This is a genomic window from Streptomyces sp. NPDC111520, from assembly GCF_055635295.1.
In genome coordinates this window covers 135,318-155,612 of the sequence record NZ_JBVKBW010000018.1, presented here as the reverse complement: position 1 = coordinate 155,612, position 20,295 = coordinate 135,318, and the positions used below count along the sequence as shown (strand labels likewise).

Here is a 20,295-nt window from a genome sequence, read left to right as displayed (position 1 = left end):
GGTGCCGCTGGCCGTACGACGACCGGCGGCCCCGCACGGACGAGTCTCGTGGTGTCGGGAAACACGGCCCCACCAAGGAGACGCATCGCCATGGACGCCACCGCACTGACCCCGCTCGCCGACCACTGGGACGGGGGACCGGGTCCCTGGATCCTGTTCTTCCCGCTGATCTGGGCCGCCGCCATCGCGGGCGTCGCATTCGTGCTGCGCCGTACCGCGTGGCGCCGGGGCCTGGGCCGCGGCCCCTGGCACGCCCGGGCCGCGATCGGCGAGCACTCGCCGATCGCCGTGCTGGGCCGCCGCTTTGCCGCGGGCGAGATCGACGAGGACGAGTACTGGCGCCGGCTGTCCGTCCTGGACGAGCAGTTCGGCCGCTTCTCCAAGGGCGGCGAGCGATGACCGCCGCCCGCGTCGTCGACGCCGTCAAGACCTACGGGACGGGCGACGCCCGGGTGCACGCCCTGGACGGGGTCACGGTGGCGTTCCCCGCCGGACGGTTCACCGCGATCATGGGTCCTTCCGGATCCGGCAAGTCGACCCTCATGCACTGCGCCGCCGGGCTGGACACCCTCACCTCGGGGACCGCGTGGATCGGCGGCACCGAACTGGGGGCGCTCGGCGACCGGCGGTTGACCCTGCTGCGCCGGGAGCGGGTCGGCTTCGTCTTCCAGTCCTTCAACCTGCTGCCGACCCTGACCGTGGCGGAGAACATCACGCTGCCCCAGGACCTGGCCGGTGCCGCCACGGACCAGGAGTGGGTGGACGCCCTCATCGACGTCGTGGGCCTTCGCGACCGGCTGCGGCACCGCCCGGCCGAACTCTCCGGGGGACAGCAGCAGCGCGTGGCCGTCGCCCGGGCACTGGCCGGGAGACCCGAGGTCGTCTTCGCCGACGAGCCCACCGGCAACCTCGACTCGCGGTCCGGCGAGGAGGTGCTGCGTCTGCTGGGACGGGCCGTCCACGACATGGGCCGCACGGTCGTCATGGTCACCCACGACCCGGTCGCCGCCGCGCACGCGGACGAGGTCGTCTTCCTCGCCGACGGGCGCCTGGTGGACACGATGACCGACCCGAGCGCGGAGAAGGTCCTCGACCGCATGAAGGCCTTCGACACCGCGCGCGACACCGAACGCGACGCCAGCCGCGTCGCCAGCCGCGGGGCCGCACCACTGCAGCGGGTGACGTCGTGAGCTCGTCGACCGGACCCATCCGCGCCTCCCTGCGGCTGAGCCGGTCCTCGCTGAGGGCCCACAAGCGCCGCTTCGCCGGCACCTTCCTCGCGGTCTTCCTGGGGGTCGCCTTCCTGACCGGCACCATGGTGATGGGCGACACCCTTCGTGCCGGCTTCGACGTCCTCTTCACGAGCGCCAACAGCGGCACCGCCGTCGTCGTCCGCAGCGCCGACGTCGTCACGGTCGCCGGGGAGGGGCAGGGCACCCGTGAGCCCGTGGACACCGCGCTCGTGGCGCGGCTGCGCTCCGTGCCCGGGGTGGCGGCCGTCGCGCCCGGCATCGAGGGCGGCGGCCTGCTCGTCGGCCGCGACGGCGAGCCCGTCGGCGGCCAGGGCCCGCCCACCCTCGCCGGGAACTGGATCGACGACGCCGGGCTCAACCCGTACGCCCTCGCCGAGGGCCGCGCGCCCAGGGCATCCGGCGAGGCCGTGGTCAACCGCGCCGCGGCCGAGAAGGGCGGGCTGCGCGTCGGCGACACCACGGTGCTGCGCACGCCCGACCCGTTCCGCGTGAGGATCGTCGGACTGGTCACCTTCGGCGGTCAGGACGGCATGGGCCAGTCCACCTACACCGGCCTCACCCGCGCCGACGCTGAGCGTCACCTGATGCCGAGGCCCGGCCGGGCGTCGACGATCAAGGTGCGCGCGGCCGCAGGCGTCGGCCAGGAGGAACTCGCCACGCGCGTCGCGGGCGTGCTGCCCCGCGGCGTCGAGGCGATCACCGGACAGCAGGCCACGGAGGAGAACCTCGACCAGGTCTCCGGACGGTTCCTGTCGCTGTTCACGACCCTGCTCACGGTGTTCGCCGGGATCGCCCTGCTCGTGGCGACCTTCGGCATCCACAACACCTTCGCCATCGTCGTCGCCCAGCGCACCCGGGAGAACGCCCTGTTGAGGGCGCTCGGCGCGTCCCGGCGCCAGGTGCTGGGCGCGAGCCTCGCCGAAGCGGTGGCCGTGGGGCTGGCCGCCTCGGCCGCCGGGCTCCTCGGCGGGATCGGCGTCGCCGCAGGGCTCCAGGCGCTCTTCCCCGCCGTCGGATTCCCCTTCCCGGACGGCGGGCTGGTCGTCGGCGCCACCGCGATGGCCGTACCGCTCGGCGTCGGCCTGCTGGTCTGCACCGGTTCGGCCGTGCTGCCCGCCTTCCGGGCCGGCAGGACGGCGCCGCTGGCCGCGCTGCGCGAGACGGCGGCCGACCACTCCGCCGCCTCGCGCGGAAGGGCGCTGCTGGGGGCCGCGTCCGCGGTGGCCGGAATCGCGGCGACCGTGACGGGCGCGACGGGCACGCCCCGGGTGTGGCTCACCTCCGTGGGCGCCGCTCTGGTCGTCGTCGCGTTCGTCGTGCTGGGGCCCGTCGCCTCCTCGTACGCGGTACGCGTCCTCGGCGCGCCGCTCGCACGGCTGCGCGGCGTCACCGGGGCGCTGGCCCGGCGCAACGCGCTGCGCGGTCCGAAGCGCACCGCGGCCACCGCCACCGCGCTGATGATCGGCGTCGCGGTCGTGTCGTTGTTCACGGTGTTCGGCGCCTCCCTGAAGGCGACCATGGACCGGACTGTGGACCGCTCCTTCGCCGGCGACGTGGCCGTGACCGCCTCCGGGTTCGGCGCGGGCGCAGGCGGTCTCAGCCCGGAGTTCGCGCCCGCGGTCGCCAGGCTCCCGCAGGTGGCGACCGCGGTCGGGCTCGGCAAGGGCGTCGCCGAAGTCGACGGCGGCGGACGGCAGTTGACGGTCACCGACCCGGTCGCCCTCACCCGTGTGCTGGACCTCGGAGCCGTCGACGGGTCGCTGGGCGACCTCGGCAAGGACGGCATCGCCGTGTCCGGCAAGGAAGCGGACAAGCACCACTGGAAGCCGGGCAGCACCATGGTGCTGGGCTTCGCCGACGGCACCCAGGGGCCGTTCACCGTGCGCGCCGTCTACCGGGAGGCCGGTCTGGCGGGCGACTACGTGATCACCCGCACCGCCTGGGCACCGCACAAGGGGCAGGACTCCGACGCCCTCGTCGCCGTCGCCTACCAGGAGGGCGTCGCACCCGACGACGGGCGGGCGGCCGTCCGGGAGGTCGCCCGCAGGTACGGAAATCCCGAGGTGCAGACCCGCGAGGAGTACGCGGAGTCCGCCGCCTCGGGCGTGGACATCATGCTGACGCTCGTCTACGCGCTGCTCGCGCTGGCCGTCCTCATCGCCCTGCTGGGCATCGCCAACACGCTCACCCTCGCGGTGCACGAACGCACCCGCGAACTGGGGCTGTTGCGGGCGGTCGGGCAGACCAGGGCGCAGCTGCGGGCCATGGTGCGCTGGGAGTCCGTCCTGGTCGCCGCCTTCGGCACGGCCGGTGGGCTGGGGCTCGGGGCCTTCCTCGGCTGGGCACTGGTGAAGGCGTCGGACGCCGCGGGCACGAGCGCCTTCGCGCTGCCGCCCGGCCGGCTCGCGGTCGTTCTGCTGGTCGGGCTGGTCGCCGGGGTCCTGGCCGGATGGCGCCCGGCCCGGCGCGCGGCACGCCTGGACGTACTGAGGGCCATCGCCGCGGAATGACTCCGCCGACGACGGCCCGGAGGGCCACGGCCGCCGTGCCCCACCGGGGTGCGGCGGCCGCGCGTCAGACCAGAACCGGTTCGGCCGCGGCCGGGACCAGACGATCGAGCACCGGGGGCCACGCCTCCGGCGTCTCGGGAAGGACCGGCAGCGTCCGCGGGGCGACCTTGCGGACGACGGCCGCCGACACCTGCTCGCCCATCGTGCTGGGCGAGACCGTCGCCTCGGCCCGGAGCGTGAACCACACGACCTTGCCGCCGTCGTTGAGGGTCTCGGTGCCCCAGCTGTCGCTCATCGACACGACCATGGCGAGGCCGCGGCCGCAGGTGGCCAGGGGCTCGAACTCGCGGACCCGCGGCAGGCGCGGATCGTTGTCCGAGACGGCGACGGTGAGCCAGCCGGAGGCGAAGCTCAGCTCGACGGAACAGCGCTTGTCCGGCCGGGCGTGCCGGTGGACGTTGCCGAGCAGTTCGGTGATGCCCAGCAGAGTGGGGTCGATCAGCGGGTCCAGCCGCCAGTACCGTAGCTGAGCGGCGACGATACGGCGTACCTGCTGGATCCGGGACGGCAGTGCCTCAAGTTCCAGAGCGCACTGCCGCTTACTGCCTTCTGAGCTGATCACGGCTGCGACTCCCTCCGCGGTGGAGGGCGCGCCCCTGTGACCGGGGCATGCCCCGCCCGCATGGAATGGGAACACCTTTGCGGGATTGCTGTGAGTGACTGCTGCAGTGACTCCGTGACGCCACTCAAGGATCACCCCGATGGATGCTTACCGCAACTCCGTGAACGCGGAGAGTGCCGTTCCGTTCGTCTCAGTGCCGCTTGACCCGCTCGCGGGCGGTCCGCAGGGCGTCCAGGAAGCGGCCCGCAGAGGCCGCGCCCTGCGTGCGCAAGGTCAGCAGGTAGCCGGTGCCGTTGAGGCGGGCAAGGGTGCGGCGCCGTACCGCGAACCGCGGGGTCAGGGCGTGGACGTCCTCCACCGGAGCGCTGTCGATCTCCCGGCCGCGGCTGGTGAGCAGCACCAGGCGGCCGTCCTGGATCACGACCTGCCCTCCCCGGGTCAGCGACCGCAGCCGCCGTCCGATCCGCACCCCTGTGGCGGTGAACTCCGCTTCGGCCACGGCGCATCCCCTCCTTCGTCCGGTCGCAGTCTGCCCGCTCCGGGGGGCGCCGCACCAGCGCCCGCCTAAGATCGGGACACAGGCGCGAACGAAGGGCGGCGCGGGTGAGCAGCAACGAGAAGGGCGACCGCGAAGACCGCACAAGGGCGGCGCAGACCGTACCCACCATCGACGTGGACCGGACCGACCCGCACTACCGAGGATGGCTCAAAGAGGCCGTACGGAAGGTCCAGGCGGACGCCAACCGCTCCGCCGACACGCACCTGTTGCGCTTCCCGCTCCCCGATGCCTGGGGCATCGACCTCTACCTCAAGGACGAGTCGACCCACCCCACCGGCAGCCTCAAGCACCGCCTCGCCCGCTCACTCTTCCTCTACGGTCTGTGCAACGGCTGGATCCGGCCCGGCAAACCCGTCATCGAGGCCTCCAGCGGCTCGACCGCGGTGTCCGAGGCGTACTTCGCGGCCCTGATCGGCGTGCCGTTCATCGCCGTCATCCCGCGCACCACGAGTTGGGAGAAGCAGCGGCTGATCGAGTTCCACGGCGGCCGCTGCCACCTGGTGGACGACCCGCGGACGGTCTACGAGGTCTCCGCCCGCCTCGCGGAGGAGAGCGGCGGCCACTACATGGACCAGTTCACCTACGCCGAACGCGCCACCGACTGGCGCGGCAACAACAACATCGCCGAGTCGATCTACCAGCAGCTGCGCCTCGAGCGGAACCCCTGCCCGGCGTGGATCGTGGCGACCGCCGGCACCGGCGGCACCTCGGCGACCATCGCGCGCTACGTCCACTACATGCAGTACGACACCTTGGTGTGCGTCGCGGACCCCGAGAACTCGGTGTTCTTCGACGGCTGGGTGAGCGGCGACGACTCCGTGTGCTGCGAACGGGGTTCGCGGATCGAGGGCATCGGCCGCCCCAGGGTGGAGCCGAGTTTCGTGCCCGGTGCGGTCGACCGGATGATGAAGGTGCCGGACGCGGCGTCGGTGGCGGCGGTACGCGCCCTGGAGGCGGCCATCGGGCGCAAGGCCGGGGGGTCGACGGGCACAGGTCTGTGGAGCGCCTTCAAGCTCGTCGCGGAGATGGTCGCGGCGGCCCGCACGGGCAGTGTCGTCACCTTGCTGTGCGACCCCGGCGACCGCTACCTGGACAAGTACTATGCGGATGCCTGGCTCGCCGAACAGGGCCTGGACATCCGGCCGTACGCCGCCACCATCGACGCCTTCATGGCCGCGGGGAACTGGCCGGACTGACCCGCTCCGCCCGTTCCGTTCTGTTACGTCGTGGTCACCCGGAGTCCGCCGGAGCACCGCCTTCCCTTCTCCGGGCGCTCTTAGCGTCCCGATATGACGATCTCTCAAGTGGCGCCTCCGGCCGTCGCGCCGCCGCCCCCCGCGTTCGGTGCGTCCGCGCCGCCCGCGCCCCGGGTGCCGGTGCCGCCCGTCCGGGCGCGGCGCCGGCGCATGCCGCCCCCGGCGCGGCTGGTCGTCCAGGCGACCGGCGCACTCGTCGCCGTCCTCGCCCTGTGCCTCGCCGCGGTCGTCGGGGCCGTCACCGTGCGGTCGGACGCCGAGCAGTTGCGCGACACGTCCGCGCACCGCGCCGCCGTCGCCGCCGAACTCCGCTTCGCCCTCGCCGACCTGGACGCCCAGCGCGCCAACCAGCTGGTGCCCGGCCACGCGGCCGACGACCCCGAGGTGTCGGTCGGCAACCGGCTGCTCGCGCTCATCACCGCGCAGCAGCGCCGCGCCCAGGCCAGCGACCTCCTCCGCCGGCTCGGCGGCGACGAGGCCCACGCCGCGCAGGTGCGCGGCATCCTCGACCTCCTCGGGCGCTACGACGACGCCGGCGGCCGCGCCGCCTACGTCGACGAACAGCACCACGAGCGGGCCGCGGGCCACCCGCCGGCGGTCGCCGTCGCCTTTTCCGCGGAGGCGGGCGACATCATGCACAGCCATCTGCTGCCCAAGGTCGCGACCCTGGCGAACGCCTACGACGCGCAGGCCACCGCGGCCTCGCGCACCGCGCAGGACGCCGCCATGGGCTCGGCCGTGGCCGTCGGCGCACTCGGCCTGATCGCCGTCGCCGTACTCCTGTGGTGGCAGCGCGACCTGACGCGCCGTTACCGCCGTCTGATCAACCCGGCACTGGCCGCCGCCACCGCCGCCGCGCTCGGCGTCACCCTGGCCGGGGTGTTCGCCTTCACCGGCGCCGCCGCCGACCTCGACGCCGGGACCCGGGACGGACTGCGCCCCTGGTCGCGTCTGGCGGAGGCGCGCGCCGTCGCCGCGGAGGCCGCCGCCACCCAGAGCCGCTGGCTCGTCAACGGCGCCGAGCCGCAGCAGCGCGCCGAACTCGACTCCCTCAACCGGCGGTTGGACGGTCTGCTCGCCCCCGGCGGGTGGGCCTCGGCGGACGAGCGCCCGGCGTACGCCGACGTCAACGAACGCTACGGGCACTTCCGCGCCGACGACCGCCGGCTCGTCGGGCTGATGGCCGGCAAGCGGATCGACGAGGCGGCCGTCGTGCTCACGGACGTCGGCCGCGGGGAGGTGGGCTTCGACTTCTGGGACTTCGCGACCACCCTGGACGCCCTCGCCCAGCACCAGCAGGCCGACTTCGTCGCGCGCACGGACGCCGCGCACTCCGGGCTCGACGGCTGGCCCGCCGTTCCCGCCGGTGTCCTGGGCATCGCCGCGGTCCTCGTGGTGGTGGGTGTGCGGCCGCGCCTCGCGGAGTACCGCTGAGCCGGTGACAGCGGGGCGACGGGGACCGGCGGGAGGCGATGGGGGCGACCGGGCCGACGCCACAGGCGGGGGCGCCCGGGCTTGTGGGGAACCTGTGTTCGGTTATAGAAAGGCCTGTCTGCCCGATCTTGTGAAAGAGCCTCCGGTGACCACGACCCCGCCGTCCCCCGACGACGTCCCCTCCGTTCCCGACGACGTCTGGGACCGGTTCGTACAGGACACCGAGGCGGACATCCGCTCGTCGGCGCCCAAGGAACCCTCCGCACGGGCCCGCATGGTCACCGAGCGGCTGCGGCAGCAGGACGAGGAGGCGGCGCGCCGCACCAAGCGCAGGTGGCGTGGGACCCCGCCGCCCGCGCAACGCGAGGGCTGGCGCACCGGCCCCGCCGTCTACGAGGTCGAGGAACGCCGCCCCCGGCGCCGCCGGTGGCTCGGCCTGGTCGGCGTCCTCGCCGCGGTCGGCGTGCTGCTGTTCGCCCTGAACCCGGGGTGGGCACTGGACGCGATGCGCGGCGGCGACAGTGGCGGTGGTGGCGGGGCGGAACACTCGCCGCTCCCCATGGAGACCGCTCGGCCGACGGGCGCCCCCTCGCAGGAGGCGTTCCCCGGTACGCCCACATCGGACGAGCCCTTCGCGGGTTCCCCGGCGGAGCGGTACGCCGACGGCGCGGAGGGGATCGTCCCGCCGAAGGCGCGGGCTGTCGGCTGGATGACGTCCGCGCAGGTGGCGGCGGCCCTGAAGAACGTAAAGGCGTTCCTGGTCGACACCAACCTCGACCCCGCCACGCTGCGGGGCGAACGGCCGGACGCCGCCCTGGGGATGCTCGACCCGAGCCAGCGCGAACTGCGCGCCCGGTTCGAGACGGCCTTCCGCAAGCCGACCGAGAAGAACGACCCGCTCCGCCTCGCGGTGCGCTTCAAGCCCGCGGAACTCGCCCTGGCCGGCGACGTGGTCAAGACCCGTGGACGGATGACCTTCGGCAAGGGCAAGGAGCACGCCGTCGTCGTCCACGCCGACTACACCTTCGTGTACCCTCTGGTGAAGGTGGGGTCCGGCTCCGACGAGGTCGCCCGGACGATCGTCCGCCGCGTCCTGGACCTGGAGTTCCCGGATCCGTCCCGCTACCGGGTGACCCCCGGCAAGTTCGCGATCACGTTGTACGACGACGACGTCGCCAACTCCGCCTGCTTCGTCCACGACGGCTGGCTCCACCCGCAGTTCGCCTCCGACGCCTCGGCTCGCGAGGACGCCGATCGGTCGGGACCCACGGTGGACCCCTACGACCGCAGCCGGGACCTGGTGGCCGAGCGCACCGAGACCGAGGGCTGCGGCACCGTCTCCCGCACCTGAGGTGTCCTGGCCCCGCTCAGGAGGCCAGCCGGCGGTCCAGCGAGCGGACCGCCGCGCGGAAGGACAGGCCGAGGCCCGGGCGGGACGTCAGCAGGAAGGTGCGCAGGGCCGGCGGCCCGTCGGCGGCGAAGGTCCAGCGCACATGGGTGCCGCCGTCAGGCGTGGGGGAGAGCGCCCACTCCTCCAGCAGGGCACGCAGGCCGGGGACGTTGGTGGCGTCCGCGCGGTAGGCGAAGCGGCGCGGGGGCTCGTCGGCGAGGACGGTCTCCTCGAAGCGCACTCCCGCGCGCAGCCTGATCGTCCGCCCCCCGGGGGTCGGCACGGCGGCCGTGACGGCGTCGAACCACGCCGTCCAGCCCTCGGTGTCCTCGGCGAGGGCGGCGTGGACGGCCCCGGGCGGCGCCGAGGCATCGGCGGCGAAGACGAGACGGAGCGGCGCCGAGGCGAGGAAGCCCAGGTCCACCTGGCGTGTGGGGCGCAGTGGGCGCGTCATGCGCCGTACCGTAGTTGATGGGCCGTCAGTTGTCTGCGGGACCCTCGCCGGGGACGTCGCCCGGCTCGGTGTCCCCCGGCTCACCGGCGACGACCAGGTCCGACAGGTGCTCGGCGATCTCCGCCCGCAGCACCTCGGGGATGCCGGCGTCCGTGACGAGGGTGTCCACGTCCTCCAGCGTGGCGAAGGAGCTCAGGCCCACGGTGCCCCACTTGGTGTGGTCCGCGATGACGACCACCCGGCGGGCGGAGCGCACGAAGCGCCGGTTGGTCTCCGCCTCGGCGAGGTTGGGGGTGGACAGGCCCGCCTCGACGGAGATGCCGTGGACGCCGAGGAAGAGCAGGTCGAAGTGGAGCGAACCGATGGCCCGGTCCGCGACGGGGCCGACGAGGGAGTCCGAGGGGGTGCGCACCCCGCCGGTGAGGACGACGGTCGCGGCGCCCTCGCGGCCGCTCGCGCCACGGGCCGCGGAGTGGAAGACCTCGGCGACCCGCACGGAGTTGGTGACCACGGTGAGGTCGGGGACGTCCAGCAGGTGGTGGGCGAGGGCGTACGTCGTCGTGCCGCCGGTGAGCGCGATGGCGCTGCCGGGGGTGACCAGGCGGGCGGCGGCGCGGGCGATGGCCTCCTTGGCCCCGGGCTCGAGGCCCGCCTTCGCCTCGAAGCCCGGCTCGTGACTGCTGGCCGGGGCGACGGGCACGGCGCCGCCGTGGACCTTCTCGACCACGCCCTGACGGGCCAGCGCGTCGAGGTCGCGGCGGACCGTCATGTCCGAGACGTTCAGCTTCCGGGTCAGCTCGTTGACCCGGACCCCGCCGCGCCGCCGGACCTCGTCCAGGATCAGCGCACGGCGCTGTTCCGCGAGCAGGTTCTGGTTGTCGCTCACCCGAGGTCCCGTCCCATCCTCTGATGTGATCCCGATGCTGCCCGGACCGGCAGTCTCGCCATCCTTCCACGACCTCCCCCGCCGGGCGGGGGCCGGAAGGCACGGGGTGACCGGTCCCACACGTACCGCGCGTGACACGTTCGGGTGGCATTCGTGAACACCTCTGTCCAGTACTGGTACGTGTGCCCGATTCTGAATACGCGCGATGCCGTACGCGCGTCACGGGGAAAGTACGGGAGGCGATCGCGATGCGGTCGGATACGGTACGGACGGAGCTGTCGCTGGAGCTGCTGGTCCACGGCGTCGGCGGGACGACCCCGCAGACGATGCTCAACGACCCGCGCATCACGCGCGTCTGCGGTGACGACACCGCCGGGATCTACCGGCGTGCCGACGACGCCGACGCGGAGCGCCGTCCGCAGGAGTACGGCGAGGGCCCGGTGCCCGACGCCTATTCGTGGTGCAACCTGACGTCCGGGGACGGCAGTCGCGCGCTGTGGCTGCTGCTGCTCCCCTTCATGGTGGCCAACCTGGCCCACTGGATGCGGCCGCCGGTCTCCCGGCCCGGCCTGGACCGGGCCTACGACGTACTGGTGCGGCTGCTGGCACTGTCGCTGACGGTGCTGCTGGTGGCCGCGGCCTGCGAGGTCGCCATGGATCTGGTGGCCTGGCAGTGCGCGGGCAACGCGGCCTGCGCGGGCGGGAAGAGCTGGCTGTCCTTCCTCGCCGCCGGCGAGCCGGGGCGCCGGATCGCCGCCGGGGCGGCGCTGCCCGGCGGGCTGACCCTGCTGCTGTGGTGGCTCTCGCGGCGCACCTGGTACGCCTACGAGTCCCAGCGCCCGCTGCCCGGCCCGCATCCGCGGGAGCGGGAGGGACCGGACGTCACGCCGCTGGCCCGTCGCGGCTTCTGGTACGGGCGACGGCTGGTCGCCCGGCTCCGCGCGGCGCACACGGCGGCCGGGCTGCTCACGGTCGCGTCCGCGCTGGTGGTCCCCCCGCTGGAACGGGACATGGACGCCGGCGGGGTGCGGATACTCGCCGCCGTCGGCTGGCTGCTGACGGGCGCCCTGGCGGGGCTGACGGTGGCGGCGGTCGCCGTGACCTGCGGCATGGGACGCAGCGAGCACGCGCCGGACGAGGCCCTGGACCCACGACTGGCCCGGGCGATGCTCGGCGGCACGGCTGCCGCGCTGCTCGCCGCGGCCGGTTACGCCTGCTGGCACCGTCCGGGCTGGAACGCCGTCGGACGGCTCCCGTCCGGGGAGGCCTTCGGCTGGCTCGCCCTGGCTCAAGGGGCGTTGCTCGTGGCGCTCGCCTCCGTCGCCCATCTGATGTACCGCTCCGGCGGCGGCCGCGCGGAGCTGCGCGGGCTGGGGGGACCGGCGGTGGCCCTGCTCGCCTGCTCCCTCGGCGGCGTGCTGACCGGTGGCATCGCCCAGCGGGTCGCGGACTGGCTGGACCGCGGCGCCACGCCGGGCAGCGGCGGCAGCGCGGTCGCGGGGCCGCCCGTGCTGCTGTCCTGGCAGGCCTCGGCGATCCCGGTGCTGCTGCTGGTGCTGGCCGTGGTGGTCGTGGTGCGCGGCAGGAGACTGGTGCGCCGGTCCCGGGCACTGGTGCCGAAGGTGGAGTCGGACTACCCGGGGGAGGAGCACGAGCCCGCGCGCAGCCGCCAGATCGCCATGGCCCGGGCCAGAGCCGAACTCACCGACCAGGCCGCCCTGTTCATCGGGGTCATCGGGGCCGTCGCCTTCCTGCTGGGCGCCGGGGCGCTCGCCGGGGCCTGGCTGAGCGGTGCCGTCCCGGGACGGGCCGGAGCCGGCGCGCCCGGCTGGCTGCGGACGGTCGCGGAGACAGCCCAGGGACTCGGTTCCTGGCTGGTCGGCGCGGGGGTGGTCGCCCTGATCGCGCTCGGCCGCCGGGCCTACCGCGACGCGGGGGCGCGCCGCACCGTGGGCATCCTCTGGGACGTCGGCACCTTCTGGCCGCGCGCCGCGCACCCCTTCGCCCCGCCCTGCTACGCCGAGCGCGCCGTGCCCGACCTGACCTGGCGGATGACGACCTGGACCCGGGCGCACCCCGGCCGGATCATCCTCTCCGGGCACTCCCAGGGCAGCGTCCTGGCCGCGGCCGCGGTGTGGCAGCTGGATCCGACGACCCGGGCACGGATCGCCCTGCTCACCTACGGTTCTCCGCTGGGCCGGCTGTACGGGCGCTGGTTCCCCGCCTACTTCGGGCCCCCTGCCCTGACCTCGCTCCACGGTGAGCTGCACGCTTGGCGCAACCTGTGGCGCCGTACGGATCCGATCGGCGGCCCGGTCCACCTCGACGAGCCCGGACCACCGGTCGACCGGGCGCCGCTGCCCGATCCGGCGGCGTACGGACGGACGGCGGAACACCCGCTGCCCGCGCCGCTGCTCACCCACTTCGACTACCAGGCCGACCCGGCCTTCGCGGCCGAGCGCGGCGCGCTGCTCGGCTGGTTGTACGGGAACGCGGAGGGGGTGCTGCCCGTGCAGGGTCAGGGCAGTGGGGGAAGGTCCTCCGGGTAGAGCAGCTGCAGCTCCTCGTGGCTGGGCTCGCTGATCCGGGCGAGCCGCCCCGCGTGGCGCTCGACCATGGCCTCGAAGGTCTGCCGGGCGGTGCGGCCGTTGCCGAACGCCGGGCCCTTGGGGATCGCGGTGAAGTACTTGTAGAGCGCCTCGCCGGTGTCCTCGGAGAGCTGGTACTCGTGCTCCTCGGCCTGGGCCCGTACGATCCGCAGCAGTTCGACAGGGGTGTAGTCGTCGAAGGTGATGGTCCGCGAGAAGCGGGAGGCGACACCGGGGTTGGCGGACAGGAAGTGTTCCATCTCCGCCGTGTAACCGGCGACGATCACCACGACGGCTTCGCGGTGGTCCTCCATCAGCTTCACCAGGGTGTCGATCGCCTCCCGCCCGAAGTCCCGGCCCGAGTCCTCGGGGGCGAGCGCGTACGCCTCGTCGATGAAGAGCACCCCGCCGCGGGCGCGGTCGAAGGCCTCCTGGGTGCGGATGGCGGTCGAGCCGATGTGCTCGCCCACAAGGTCGACCCGGGCCACCTCCACCAGGTGCCCGCGCTCCAGCACGCCCAGGGTGGCCAGGATCTCGCCGTAGAGCCGGGCGACGGTCGTCTTGCCCGTGCCGGGGGAGCCGGTGAAGACCAGGTGGCGGCGCGGGGAGGGGGCCTTGAGGCCGGCCTCGCGGCGTCTGCGGCCCACCGCGATCAGGTCGATCAGCGAGCGCACCTCGCGCTTGACGCTCTCCAGGCCCACCAGCGCGTCGAGTTCGGCCAGCACCTCGTCCGAGGGACGCGCGTCCGCGGCCGGGGCCTGCGGGGCCGCGGCCGTGGGCTCGGCGGCGGTCGGCGCCACGGGCAGTCCGCCGAGCAGCCCGAACGACGCAGGGGCGGGCTGCCGTTCGCCGGCCGGAGCGGGCACGCCCGAGGACTCCGGCACGGTACGGCGCTCACCGCTCTGGTCCCCGGTGCAGTCCTCCGTGACCGGTCCCGGCTCGGCGAACTCGTAACCGCCGCGCGCGCAGCGCTCCGTGCGGCAGCGGGTGAGCGTGGCGCGGCAGCCGTCGATGATGTGGAAGCCGTAGCCCCGGCTGCCGGTGACCCGGCACCCGGTGAAGGTGCCGCGGCCGCCCGCGGAGACGTAGAACCCGGCCTCGGCCGGGTTGGTGACGACGCAGCGCTCCAGCGTGGGGTCGGCGCCCTTGGTGACGATGACACCCGTGGCCGTGTCGTCGATGGTGCAGGCGGACAGTGTGCCGCCGCTGCCGTGGTCGCGGAACCAGGCGCCGGTGGAGGCCTCGCGGATGCGGCAGTCGTCCAGTTGCACGGTGGCGCCGTCGCTGACCGAGACCGCGGTGTTGCGGACCTGGGAGATGTCGCAGTCGACGACGTCGGCGCGGGAGCCCCGGTCGAGCACGAACAAGGCGTCGGGCACGTCGTGCACGCGGCAGGAGTCCAGGACGGCGGCCGCGCCGTCGCTGACCCAGACCGCCGGGTAGTCGCCCTGGCTGTCGTGGATCTCGCACTGGTTGGCGTCCACCCGGGTGCCCGGGTCCCACACCGAAAGGCCGTTGCGGCCGAAGCGCCGCACGGTGGTGCGGGTGAGGGTGAGGACCGAACGGGAGCGCAGGTCCACGGCGTTCTCGGGGACGTCGTGGATGTCGCAGTCGGAGAGCGTGAGGACGGCGTCCGTGTCCAGGGTGATGCCGTCGCCGGTGGTGCGGTGCACCTGGCACTCGGTGAGGTGGCCGGCGGCCCGCGAGGCGACCTGTACGCCGGTGCCCTTGACCTCGTACACCTCGCAGCCGACCGCCTCGGCCACGGTGCCCTCGCCGGTGAGCGCGAGTCCCGCGCCGGAGGCGTTGTGGACCCGGCAGCGCTCCAGCCGCGGGGAAGCGCCGCCGCGCACCGAGATGCCGGTCTGGCCCGCGGACACCACCTCGCAGTCCTCGAACAGGCCGCCGGCGGCCTCCAGGACGCTGATCCCCAGCCCCGCGGGGTTGTCGACGGTGCAGCGGCGCACGGTCGGCCGCGCCCCGTCGCGGACCTCTATGCCCACCGCGGAACGGGTGCTGACCCGCAGTCCGGTGAGTTCGGGCGCGGCGTCCTCGACGAGGAGGGCGGCTGCGGAGGTGTCCTGGCCCTCGACGGAGAGGTCCTGGACCGTCGCCGCGGCCCGTACGGTCAGCGCGACACCGGCGGGCGGGGCGATCCGCACGGAGCCGGGGCCCTCGGCCGCGCGGAGCGTTATGACCTTCTCCACGACGAGGTTCTCCCGGTAGGTCCCGGGGTTGACCGAGAGCACGTCGCCCTCGGCGGCCGCCTCCAGGGCCGCGGCGAGGCTCTCGTACTCTCCCGTGCGGCGGCGCCACCGCGAGCTGCTGGTGTGCGTCACCTGAACCACGCCCTGTGCCATGGAGATGCTCTGCCCCGTCCTCTTGCACTGCGCCGACCTGGGGGCCTCCACGGTAGCGCGCGCCGGGCGCGCGCCAGCACCCAGATGCTGATGGATCACCTGATGGATCCGGCTGGATGACGCCGATTGCGGATGATCCGCGGCACCGACCTACGTACCCGGTGTGGTCAGCCGCCGGCCCCGGCCCGGCCCCAGCTCTGCCCGGCGGCCGCCCACTCGCGCTCCCACTCGGCGAGCCTGCGTCGCATCAGGTGCCACATGAGCACCTGGCGCCCCATCAACCCCAGCACGGTCGCGGCGAGGAAGGTGCCGATGCCGGCGAGCATCGCGTGCGTGGTGGCGGAGCGGGAGTCCAGGGGCGCCGGCACGGGCAGCGCACCGGACCTGTCGGTCCACATCGCGATGTGGTCGCCCTTGTCGTGGGAGGCGCCCACCCGTACCTGGGCGGTGTGCACGTGCCCGTCCGGCGACGTCCAGCGGACCACGGCGTCGCGGCGGTCCTCGTGGACGCGGCCGGACTCGGGGTCGGGGTCGGGGGCCTCACGCGGACCGGCCCTGAGCACCACGGCGGAGACTTCGGTGCGGTTGGCGTGCTCGACGCTGACGGTGTGCTGGAGGGAGTGGTCCACGGTCAGCCCGGCGGTCAGCCCGGCCGCGGGCGCGCCCAGCACGATGGCGCAGCCGGCCGCGACCCCCGCGCAGGCCTCGAACACGTCGGAACGGCGGCGCAGGCTGTTCTTCCGCCAACGCCACCACCGCACGTGCGTGGCCGCCATCGGGCGCACCCCCTTCACCGTCCAAGTACCGCACACGGCGCGGTACATGCGCGGCATGGACCGGGCGGGAGAGAGCCGTCTCACGCCGGCGCCCACCCGGGGCCCGGACCGTGCCGCGGTCCTGGGACGCGTTCACTCCACACATGTCAACGCGTCGCCCACCCGGAGTGTTCCGGGTCGTTCGGGCACGAGATTCTGTCCGAAAACCAGTCTGCCCCCGATTCTGCGGTGGCGCGCGAGGGTGCGCAGCGGTTCCCGGCCGCGGGCCGCGGTGCGCTGGTCGGTGGTGGTCACCACGCAACGTCCACAGGGCTTCACGACACGGAATTCCACTTCCCCGATGCGGATCCGGGTCCAGGTGTCCTCGGCCCAGGCGCCGGTCCCCGCGATCACGGCGTTGGGACGGAAACGGTCCATCGGCAGCGGGCCCTCCCCAGGGTGGTCGCCCGCGGCGACCAGCGCGTTGAGGGCGGCCAGCGAGGCCTCGGTCGTCACGAGCAGGGGGAAGCCGTCGGCGAAGCTCACGGTCTCCCCGGGGCGCGCGTACTCCGGGTCGACCGGGCGCCGACGGGCCGGGTCGTCGAGGTGGACGAGGGTGACCTCCGCGCCCAGGAACGTGCCGAACCAGGCGGCGGCCGCGTCTCCCGCGGGCACGGCCTCCACCTTGTCGCCCCATATGTGCACCGGGACCGTCGTGGACGGTCCCGGTACCGCGATGTCCAGCACCGGCATCCCCGGAGCGGTGAGCAGCAGCCCACCGCCGGGGGACGGCTCCGCGCGCGCCAGGGCCAGCCGGGGTTGCTCGCGCTGCGTGACGCATCGTCCCGCAGCGTCCACGAGCATCCACCGGCGGTCTCCGGCGAGCCCCCACGGCTCCACCACTGCCTCGGACAACCGCTGCCCACCGAGCGACTTGACGGGGTGGACGTGCAGTGAACTGAGGTGAGGTGTCGGCGTCGGAGTCGTCATTCCGCCATCGTGCCAGGCGGCACGGTCACCCGTCGGCGGGGACCGGGCCGCCCGCGGTCGTCAGCCGGAGTAGTAGCCCTGGCCGAGGTTCCGCCGCTGGTACGGCTGCTCGTCGTAGCCGGTCGGTGCGACCGGGCGCGGCGGGGCAGGACGCGGGGCGGCGGCGGGGCGCACCTGCTCGTAGCCGGCCGGGCCCTGGTACTGCTGCGGGGCCTGCTGCGCCGGGTACCCGCCGTTGAACGCGGCGGGACGGGGCGCGGTGGCCTGCTGCGGGATGTAGGGCGCCGGTGCCTGCTGCAGCTGGGGCTGCTGGTAACCGGGCGCCGAGTAGCCGGAGTACGACGGCGTGCTCGGCGCGGAGGAGTGGTGGGACGGTCCGGGGGGCAGCGCGGGGAGCGCGGCCGGCAGGGCCGGGAGATTGCTGCCGGTGGTCTCGTACGCGGACGGGACGCGGATCGGCGCGATCTGGGGGGTGCCCCGCTCTGCGACCAGGCTGTCGTAGATGGGGGTGTCGGGGAAGAACGGCGACGTGTAGTAGCCACCGCTGTAAGAACCGCGGGGGGAGGTCATAGCCCATAAGTTAAGCCCACGATGTGCTGGTTGGGGAGACCGATTAGCAGGTCATTTCATGTGCAGTGAGTGACGGCTGACCCCTATTGCGATCGAATCGGAGGAAATCGGCGCGTGGCCGCCGTTCGGATCGCGTAAAGGCGCTGGGCCTGGGGCGTTACCGCTCGTCACGCGGGAACACGGGCGCGGAAAACCAAGCGGGCGAATGGTGTCGGAGGGTGACGGGACCGGCACTCTCGCGCACCAACAGGTCACCCGCACGAAGGAGGAACGCGGTGTTTCCGTGACTCCGGCGAACTTCGTCCTGCGAGGACCCCGATGTGCCACAGTGAGCCATGCGCGTCGCCATGCTCTTCGGGCAGGACCGGCCCGCGCGGCCGGACGAATGGCACAAGGCCGCGGCGACCGTCGCCGACGTCGTCGACGTGGTGGCCGTCCACGAGTTGACCCTGCCCGCCGTCCGCGGGCTCCCCTACGCCGGCCGCGACCCCGAGCGTCCGCACCACTACCAGGTCGCCGTCCCCCACGGCGGCGCCGTGGCGCGCCGGGTCACCGCGGGCCGCGTCGAGGGCGTGCTGCGCCACGAGGCGGCCGAGTGCGGCCGGTTCGACCTCCTCCACGGCCATCTGCCCGGCGCCGAGGAACTGCTGCCCCGGCTCGCACGCGCCGCGAGGCTGCCGTACGTGCTCACCGAGGACGACCCCTCCCTCTTCGGCCACCCCACGCGCCCGCTCCCCGGCCTGCCGGCGCGGCGGGCCCGCGCGCGGGTCTACCGCGAGGCCGCCGCCGTGCTCGCGGTCAGCGACGCCCTGCTGCTGCGGCTCGGCGAACTGCGCCTGCCCGGCCGGCACCGCCTGGTCCCGCACCCGGTCGGTCCCGAGGCGCTGCCGCCGGTGCCCGCCCGTGCCCGGATCAGCCAGGACCCGGTGCGGGTGGCGGCCGCCGGGAGCTTCGAGGCCCACGAGGGCTGGGAGGTGCTCGTGCACGCCTTCGCCGCCGCCCGGGTCAAGGATCCGCGGCTGCGGCTGGACGTCGTCGCCGAGGGGGCCGCCGAACTCCCCGCCGACGTACGCGAGCTGATACGCAAGTGCGGGGTGGCCCACTTCGTCACGGTGCGCCGGGCCCGGGGCCGCGCCGAGGCCCTGCACACCGTCGCCCACGCCGACCTCTTCCTCGTGGCGAGCCACGTGGAGAGCTTCTGCGTACGCGCGCTGGACGCGCTGGGCTGCGGTACGCCCGTCGTCGGCACCCGCACCGGCGCGCTGCCCGAACTCGTCGGGCACGACGGCGGGGTGCTCGTCGCCCCCGGTGACGCCCCCGCCCTCGGCCGGGCGCTCGTGGAGGCCGCCGCCCGGCTGTCCTCGCGCCGGCCCGCGCTCCTCGCCGACCGCACCCGGCGCCGTTACGGCACGGCGGCCGTCGGTGCCCGGCTGGCCGTCGTCTACGCCGAGGCGTCGTCGGGCCGCGGCCGCGCATAGGTGCGGCCCTTCCACGCGGCCCCGCGGCCGCGGCCGTGCTGCACGGCCGAGTCGACCGTCATCAGCAGGTAGAGGACCGCCGTGAACGGCAGCAGCAGCGCGGGCCACGGCGGCCGGCGGTAGTAGCGGAGCATCGGCAGGTAGGTACCGCACATCAGGGCCCACGCCGCGGCACCCGCCGCGCACAGCCACCCGTCCCCGGTGAGCGCCCCGCCGATCGTGGCGAGCGGCGGGACCACGTACACCAGCAGCAGGCCGAGCACCGTGCCGGTGAGGAGGAGCGCGCTGTGCCGCAGCTGCGCGTAGGCGCTGCGCGACACCATGCGCCACAGCTCGCTGAGGCCCGGGTAGGGACGGACGCTGTCGACCTCGTCGGCCAGGCCCAGCCAGATCCGCCCGCCCGAGCGCTTGACGGCGCGGGCCAGCGCCACGTCGTCGATCACCGCGTGCCGGATCGTGTCGGGCACGCCCGCCCGCTCCACCGCCGTGCGGCGGATCAGCACGCAACCGCCGGCCGCCGCGGCGGTCCTGGCACGCGGCCGGTTCACCCGGCGGAACGGGTACAGCTGGGCGAAGAAGTAGACGAAGGCCGGGACGATCAGCCGCTCCCAGGTGCCGGCGACCCGCAGCCGGGCCATCTGCGACACCATGTCCAGGCCGGCGCCCTGCGCCGCGGCCACCAGATGGCGCAGCGAGTCGGGGCCGTGCGCGATGTCGGCGTCCGTGAGCAGCAGGAACTCGGGACCGCCGGAAGAGGTGGCGACCTCGATGCCGTGCCGGACCGCCCACAGCTTCCCCGTCCAGCCCTCCGGCACGGGGCCCGGACTGACGACGCGCAGCGGCAGTCCCTCCGCACGCCCCGCCAGCTCGCGGGCCAGTTCCCCGGTGCCGTCGGTGCTGCCGTCGTCCACCAGGACGACCTCGGCGCGTCCCGGGTAGCGCTGCGCCAGGACGCTCGGCAGGCTCCGCGGCAGCACCTCCGCCTCGTCCCGCGCCGGGACGACCACCGCCACGTCCGGCCACTCCCGCGGCTCCGCCGCCACGGCCGGCAGCCGCACGTCCGTCCGCCAGAACAGCCCTTGTGCCAGCAGCAGCCACACCCACGCCAGCAACGACACCACGGTCACCCACGTCAGCCACGTCACCCCCGCAGTCTGCCGCCGTCGCCCTCCCGCACGCGTCATTTCCCC

Annotated in this window: 17 protein-coding genes; 8 read left to right on the top strand and 9 right to left on the bottom strand. The window is 74.3% G+C overall.

The features are described from left to right. Positions 1 to 90: 90 nt before the first annotated feature. The 3 genes from ACZ7MY_RS33805 to ACZ7MY_RS33795 are packed head-to-tail and all read left to right on the top strand — an operon-like array spanning position 91 to position 3,763. Entirely contained in the window at positions 91 to 399 is a 309-nt protein-coding gene (locus ACZ7MY_RS33805; protein ID WP_499607584.1) for an SHOCT domain-containing protein, read from the top strand. Next, the gene (locus ACZ7MY_RS33800; RefSeq protein WP_499607581.1) at positions 396 to 1,190 is read left to right on the top strand and encodes an ABC transporter ATP-binding protein; all 795 of its coding nucleotides are present in this window, start codon (positions 396 to 398) and stop codon (positions 1,188 to 1,190) included. Before ACZ7MY_RS33805 ends, ACZ7MY_RS33800 begins: the two co-directional genes overlap by 4 nt. A 17-nt stretch (positions 1,191 to 1,207) precedes the next feature. Continuing rightward, complete coding sequence (locus ACZ7MY_RS33795; RefSeq protein WP_499607640.1) at positions 1,208 to 3,763, top strand: ABC transporter permease; 2,556 nt, start codon at positions 1,208 to 1,210, stop codon at positions 3,761 to 3,763. A gap of 64 nt (positions 3,764 to 3,827) precedes the next feature. Here the strand turns inward: ACZ7MY_RS33795 and ACZ7MY_RS33790 are convergent, their stop codons facing one another. Both ACZ7MY_RS33790 and ACZ7MY_RS33785 read right to left on the bottom strand, forming a co-directional pair. Next, positions 3,828 to 4,385, bottom strand: coding sequence for an ATP-binding protein (locus tag ACZ7MY_RS33790; protein ID WP_499607578.1), 558 nt, complete (start codon positions 4,383 to 4,385; stop codon positions 3,828 to 3,830). Between the two features lie 190 nt (positions 4,386 to 4,575). Then, entirely contained in the window at positions 4,576 to 4,884 is a 309-nt protein-coding gene (locus tag ACZ7MY_RS33785; protein WP_499607575.1) for a hypothetical protein, read from the bottom strand. Positions 4,885 to 4,988: 104 nt separating this feature from the next. Here ACZ7MY_RS33785 and cds1 point away from each other — a divergent pair, with 104 nt between their 5' ends. From cds1 to ACZ7MY_RS33770, 3 genes are all read left to right on the top strand, one after another. Next, positions 4,989 to 6,140: an L-cysteine desulfhydrase Cds1 gene (gene cds1, locus ACZ7MY_RS33780; protein ID WP_499607572.1), complete on the top strand. Its 1,152-nt coding sequence runs from the start codon at positions 4,989 to 4,991 to the stop codon at positions 6,138 to 6,140. A gap of 93 nt (positions 6,141 to 6,233) precedes the next feature. Next, complete coding sequence (locus ACZ7MY_RS33775) at positions 6,234 to 7,634, top strand: GlnX family signal transduction membrane protein (protein ID WP_499607569.1); 1,401 nt, start codon at positions 6,234 to 6,236, stop codon at positions 7,632 to 7,634. 145 nt (positions 7,635 to 7,779) lie between these two features. Then, a complete protein-coding gene (locus ACZ7MY_RS33770; RefSeq protein ID WP_499607566.1) occupies positions 7,780 to 8,985 on the top strand; it encodes a hypothetical protein in 1,206 nt (401 codons plus the stop codon). 16 nt (positions 8,986 to 9,001) lie between these two features. On the opposite strand, the gene ACZ7MY_RS33765 is transcribed toward ACZ7MY_RS33770, so the two are convergent. Next, positions 9,002 to 9,478 (bottom strand): SRPBCC family protein, encoded by a 477-nt coding sequence (locus ACZ7MY_RS33765; protein WP_499607563.1) that lies wholly within the window; start codon positions 9,476 to 9,478, stop codon positions 9,002 to 9,004. 25 nt (positions 9,479 to 9,503) lie between these two features. Beyond that, positions 9,504 to 10,364: a DeoR/GlpR family DNA-binding transcription regulator gene (locus ACZ7MY_RS33760; protein WP_499607560.1), complete on the bottom strand. Its 861-nt coding sequence runs from the start codon at positions 10,362 to 10,364 to the stop codon at positions 9,504 to 9,506. A gap of 248 nt (positions 10,365 to 10,612) precedes the next feature. Here ACZ7MY_RS33760 and ACZ7MY_RS33755 point away from each other — a divergent pair, with 248 nt between their 5' ends. Continuing rightward, on the top strand, positions 10,613 to 12,913 hold the full coding sequence (locus tag ACZ7MY_RS33755; RefSeq protein ID WP_499607557.1) for a hypothetical protein: 2,301 nt from the start codon (positions 10,613 to 10,615) through the stop codon (positions 12,911 to 12,913). On the opposite strand, the gene ACZ7MY_RS33750 is transcribed toward ACZ7MY_RS33755, so the two are convergent. The 4 genes from ACZ7MY_RS33750 to ACZ7MY_RS33735 all read right to left on the bottom strand — a co-directional run bounded on the left by ACZ7MY_RS33750 (position 12,883) and on the right by ACZ7MY_RS33735 (position 17,627). Further along, positions 12,883 to 15,312 (bottom strand): right-handed parallel beta-helix repeat-containing protein, encoded by a 2,430-nt coding sequence (locus tag ACZ7MY_RS33750; protein WP_499607554.1) that lies wholly within the window; start codon positions 15,310 to 15,312, stop codon positions 12,883 to 12,885. The two genes, ACZ7MY_RS33755 and ACZ7MY_RS33750, sit on opposite strands and share 31 nt — an antisense overlap. 167 nt (positions 15,313 to 15,479) lie before the next feature. Next, positions 15,480 to 16,088: an Rv1733c family protein gene (locus ACZ7MY_RS33745; RefSeq protein WP_499607552.1), complete on the bottom strand. Its 609-nt coding sequence runs from the start codon at positions 16,086 to 16,088 to the stop codon at positions 15,480 to 15,482. A gap of 132 nt (positions 16,089 to 16,220) precedes the next feature. Continuing rightward, positions 16,221 to 17,057 carry an MOSC domain-containing protein gene (locus tag ACZ7MY_RS33740; protein WP_499607549.1) on the bottom strand — a complete coding sequence of 279 codons (837 nt, stop codon included), beginning with the start codon at positions 17,055 to 17,057 and terminating at the stop codon, positions 16,221 to 16,223. Between the two features lie 60 nt (positions 17,058 to 17,117). After that, on the bottom strand, positions 17,118 to 17,627 hold the full coding sequence (locus tag ACZ7MY_RS33735; RefSeq protein WP_499607546.1) for a DUF6643 family protein: 510 nt from the start codon (positions 17,625 to 17,627) through the stop codon (positions 17,118 to 17,120). 335 nt (positions 17,628 to 17,962) lie between these two features. Here ACZ7MY_RS33735 and ACZ7MY_RS33730 point away from each other — a divergent pair, with 335 nt between their 5' ends. Continuing rightward, a complete protein-coding gene (locus ACZ7MY_RS33730) occupies positions 17,963 to 19,105 on the top strand; it encodes a glycosyltransferase family 4 protein (RefSeq protein WP_499607544.1) in 1,143 nt (380 codons plus the stop codon). On the opposite strand, the gene ACZ7MY_RS33725 is transcribed toward ACZ7MY_RS33730, so the two are convergent. Further along, positions 19,069 to 20,289 carry a glycosyltransferase gene (locus ACZ7MY_RS33725; RefSeq protein WP_499607541.1) on the bottom strand — a complete coding sequence of 407 codons (1,221 nt, stop codon included), beginning with the start codon at positions 20,287 to 20,289 and terminating at the stop codon, positions 19,069 to 19,071. The two genes, ACZ7MY_RS33730 and ACZ7MY_RS33725, sit on opposite strands and share 37 nt — an antisense overlap. Between the last annotated feature and the right edge of the window lie 6 nt (positions 20,290 to 20,295).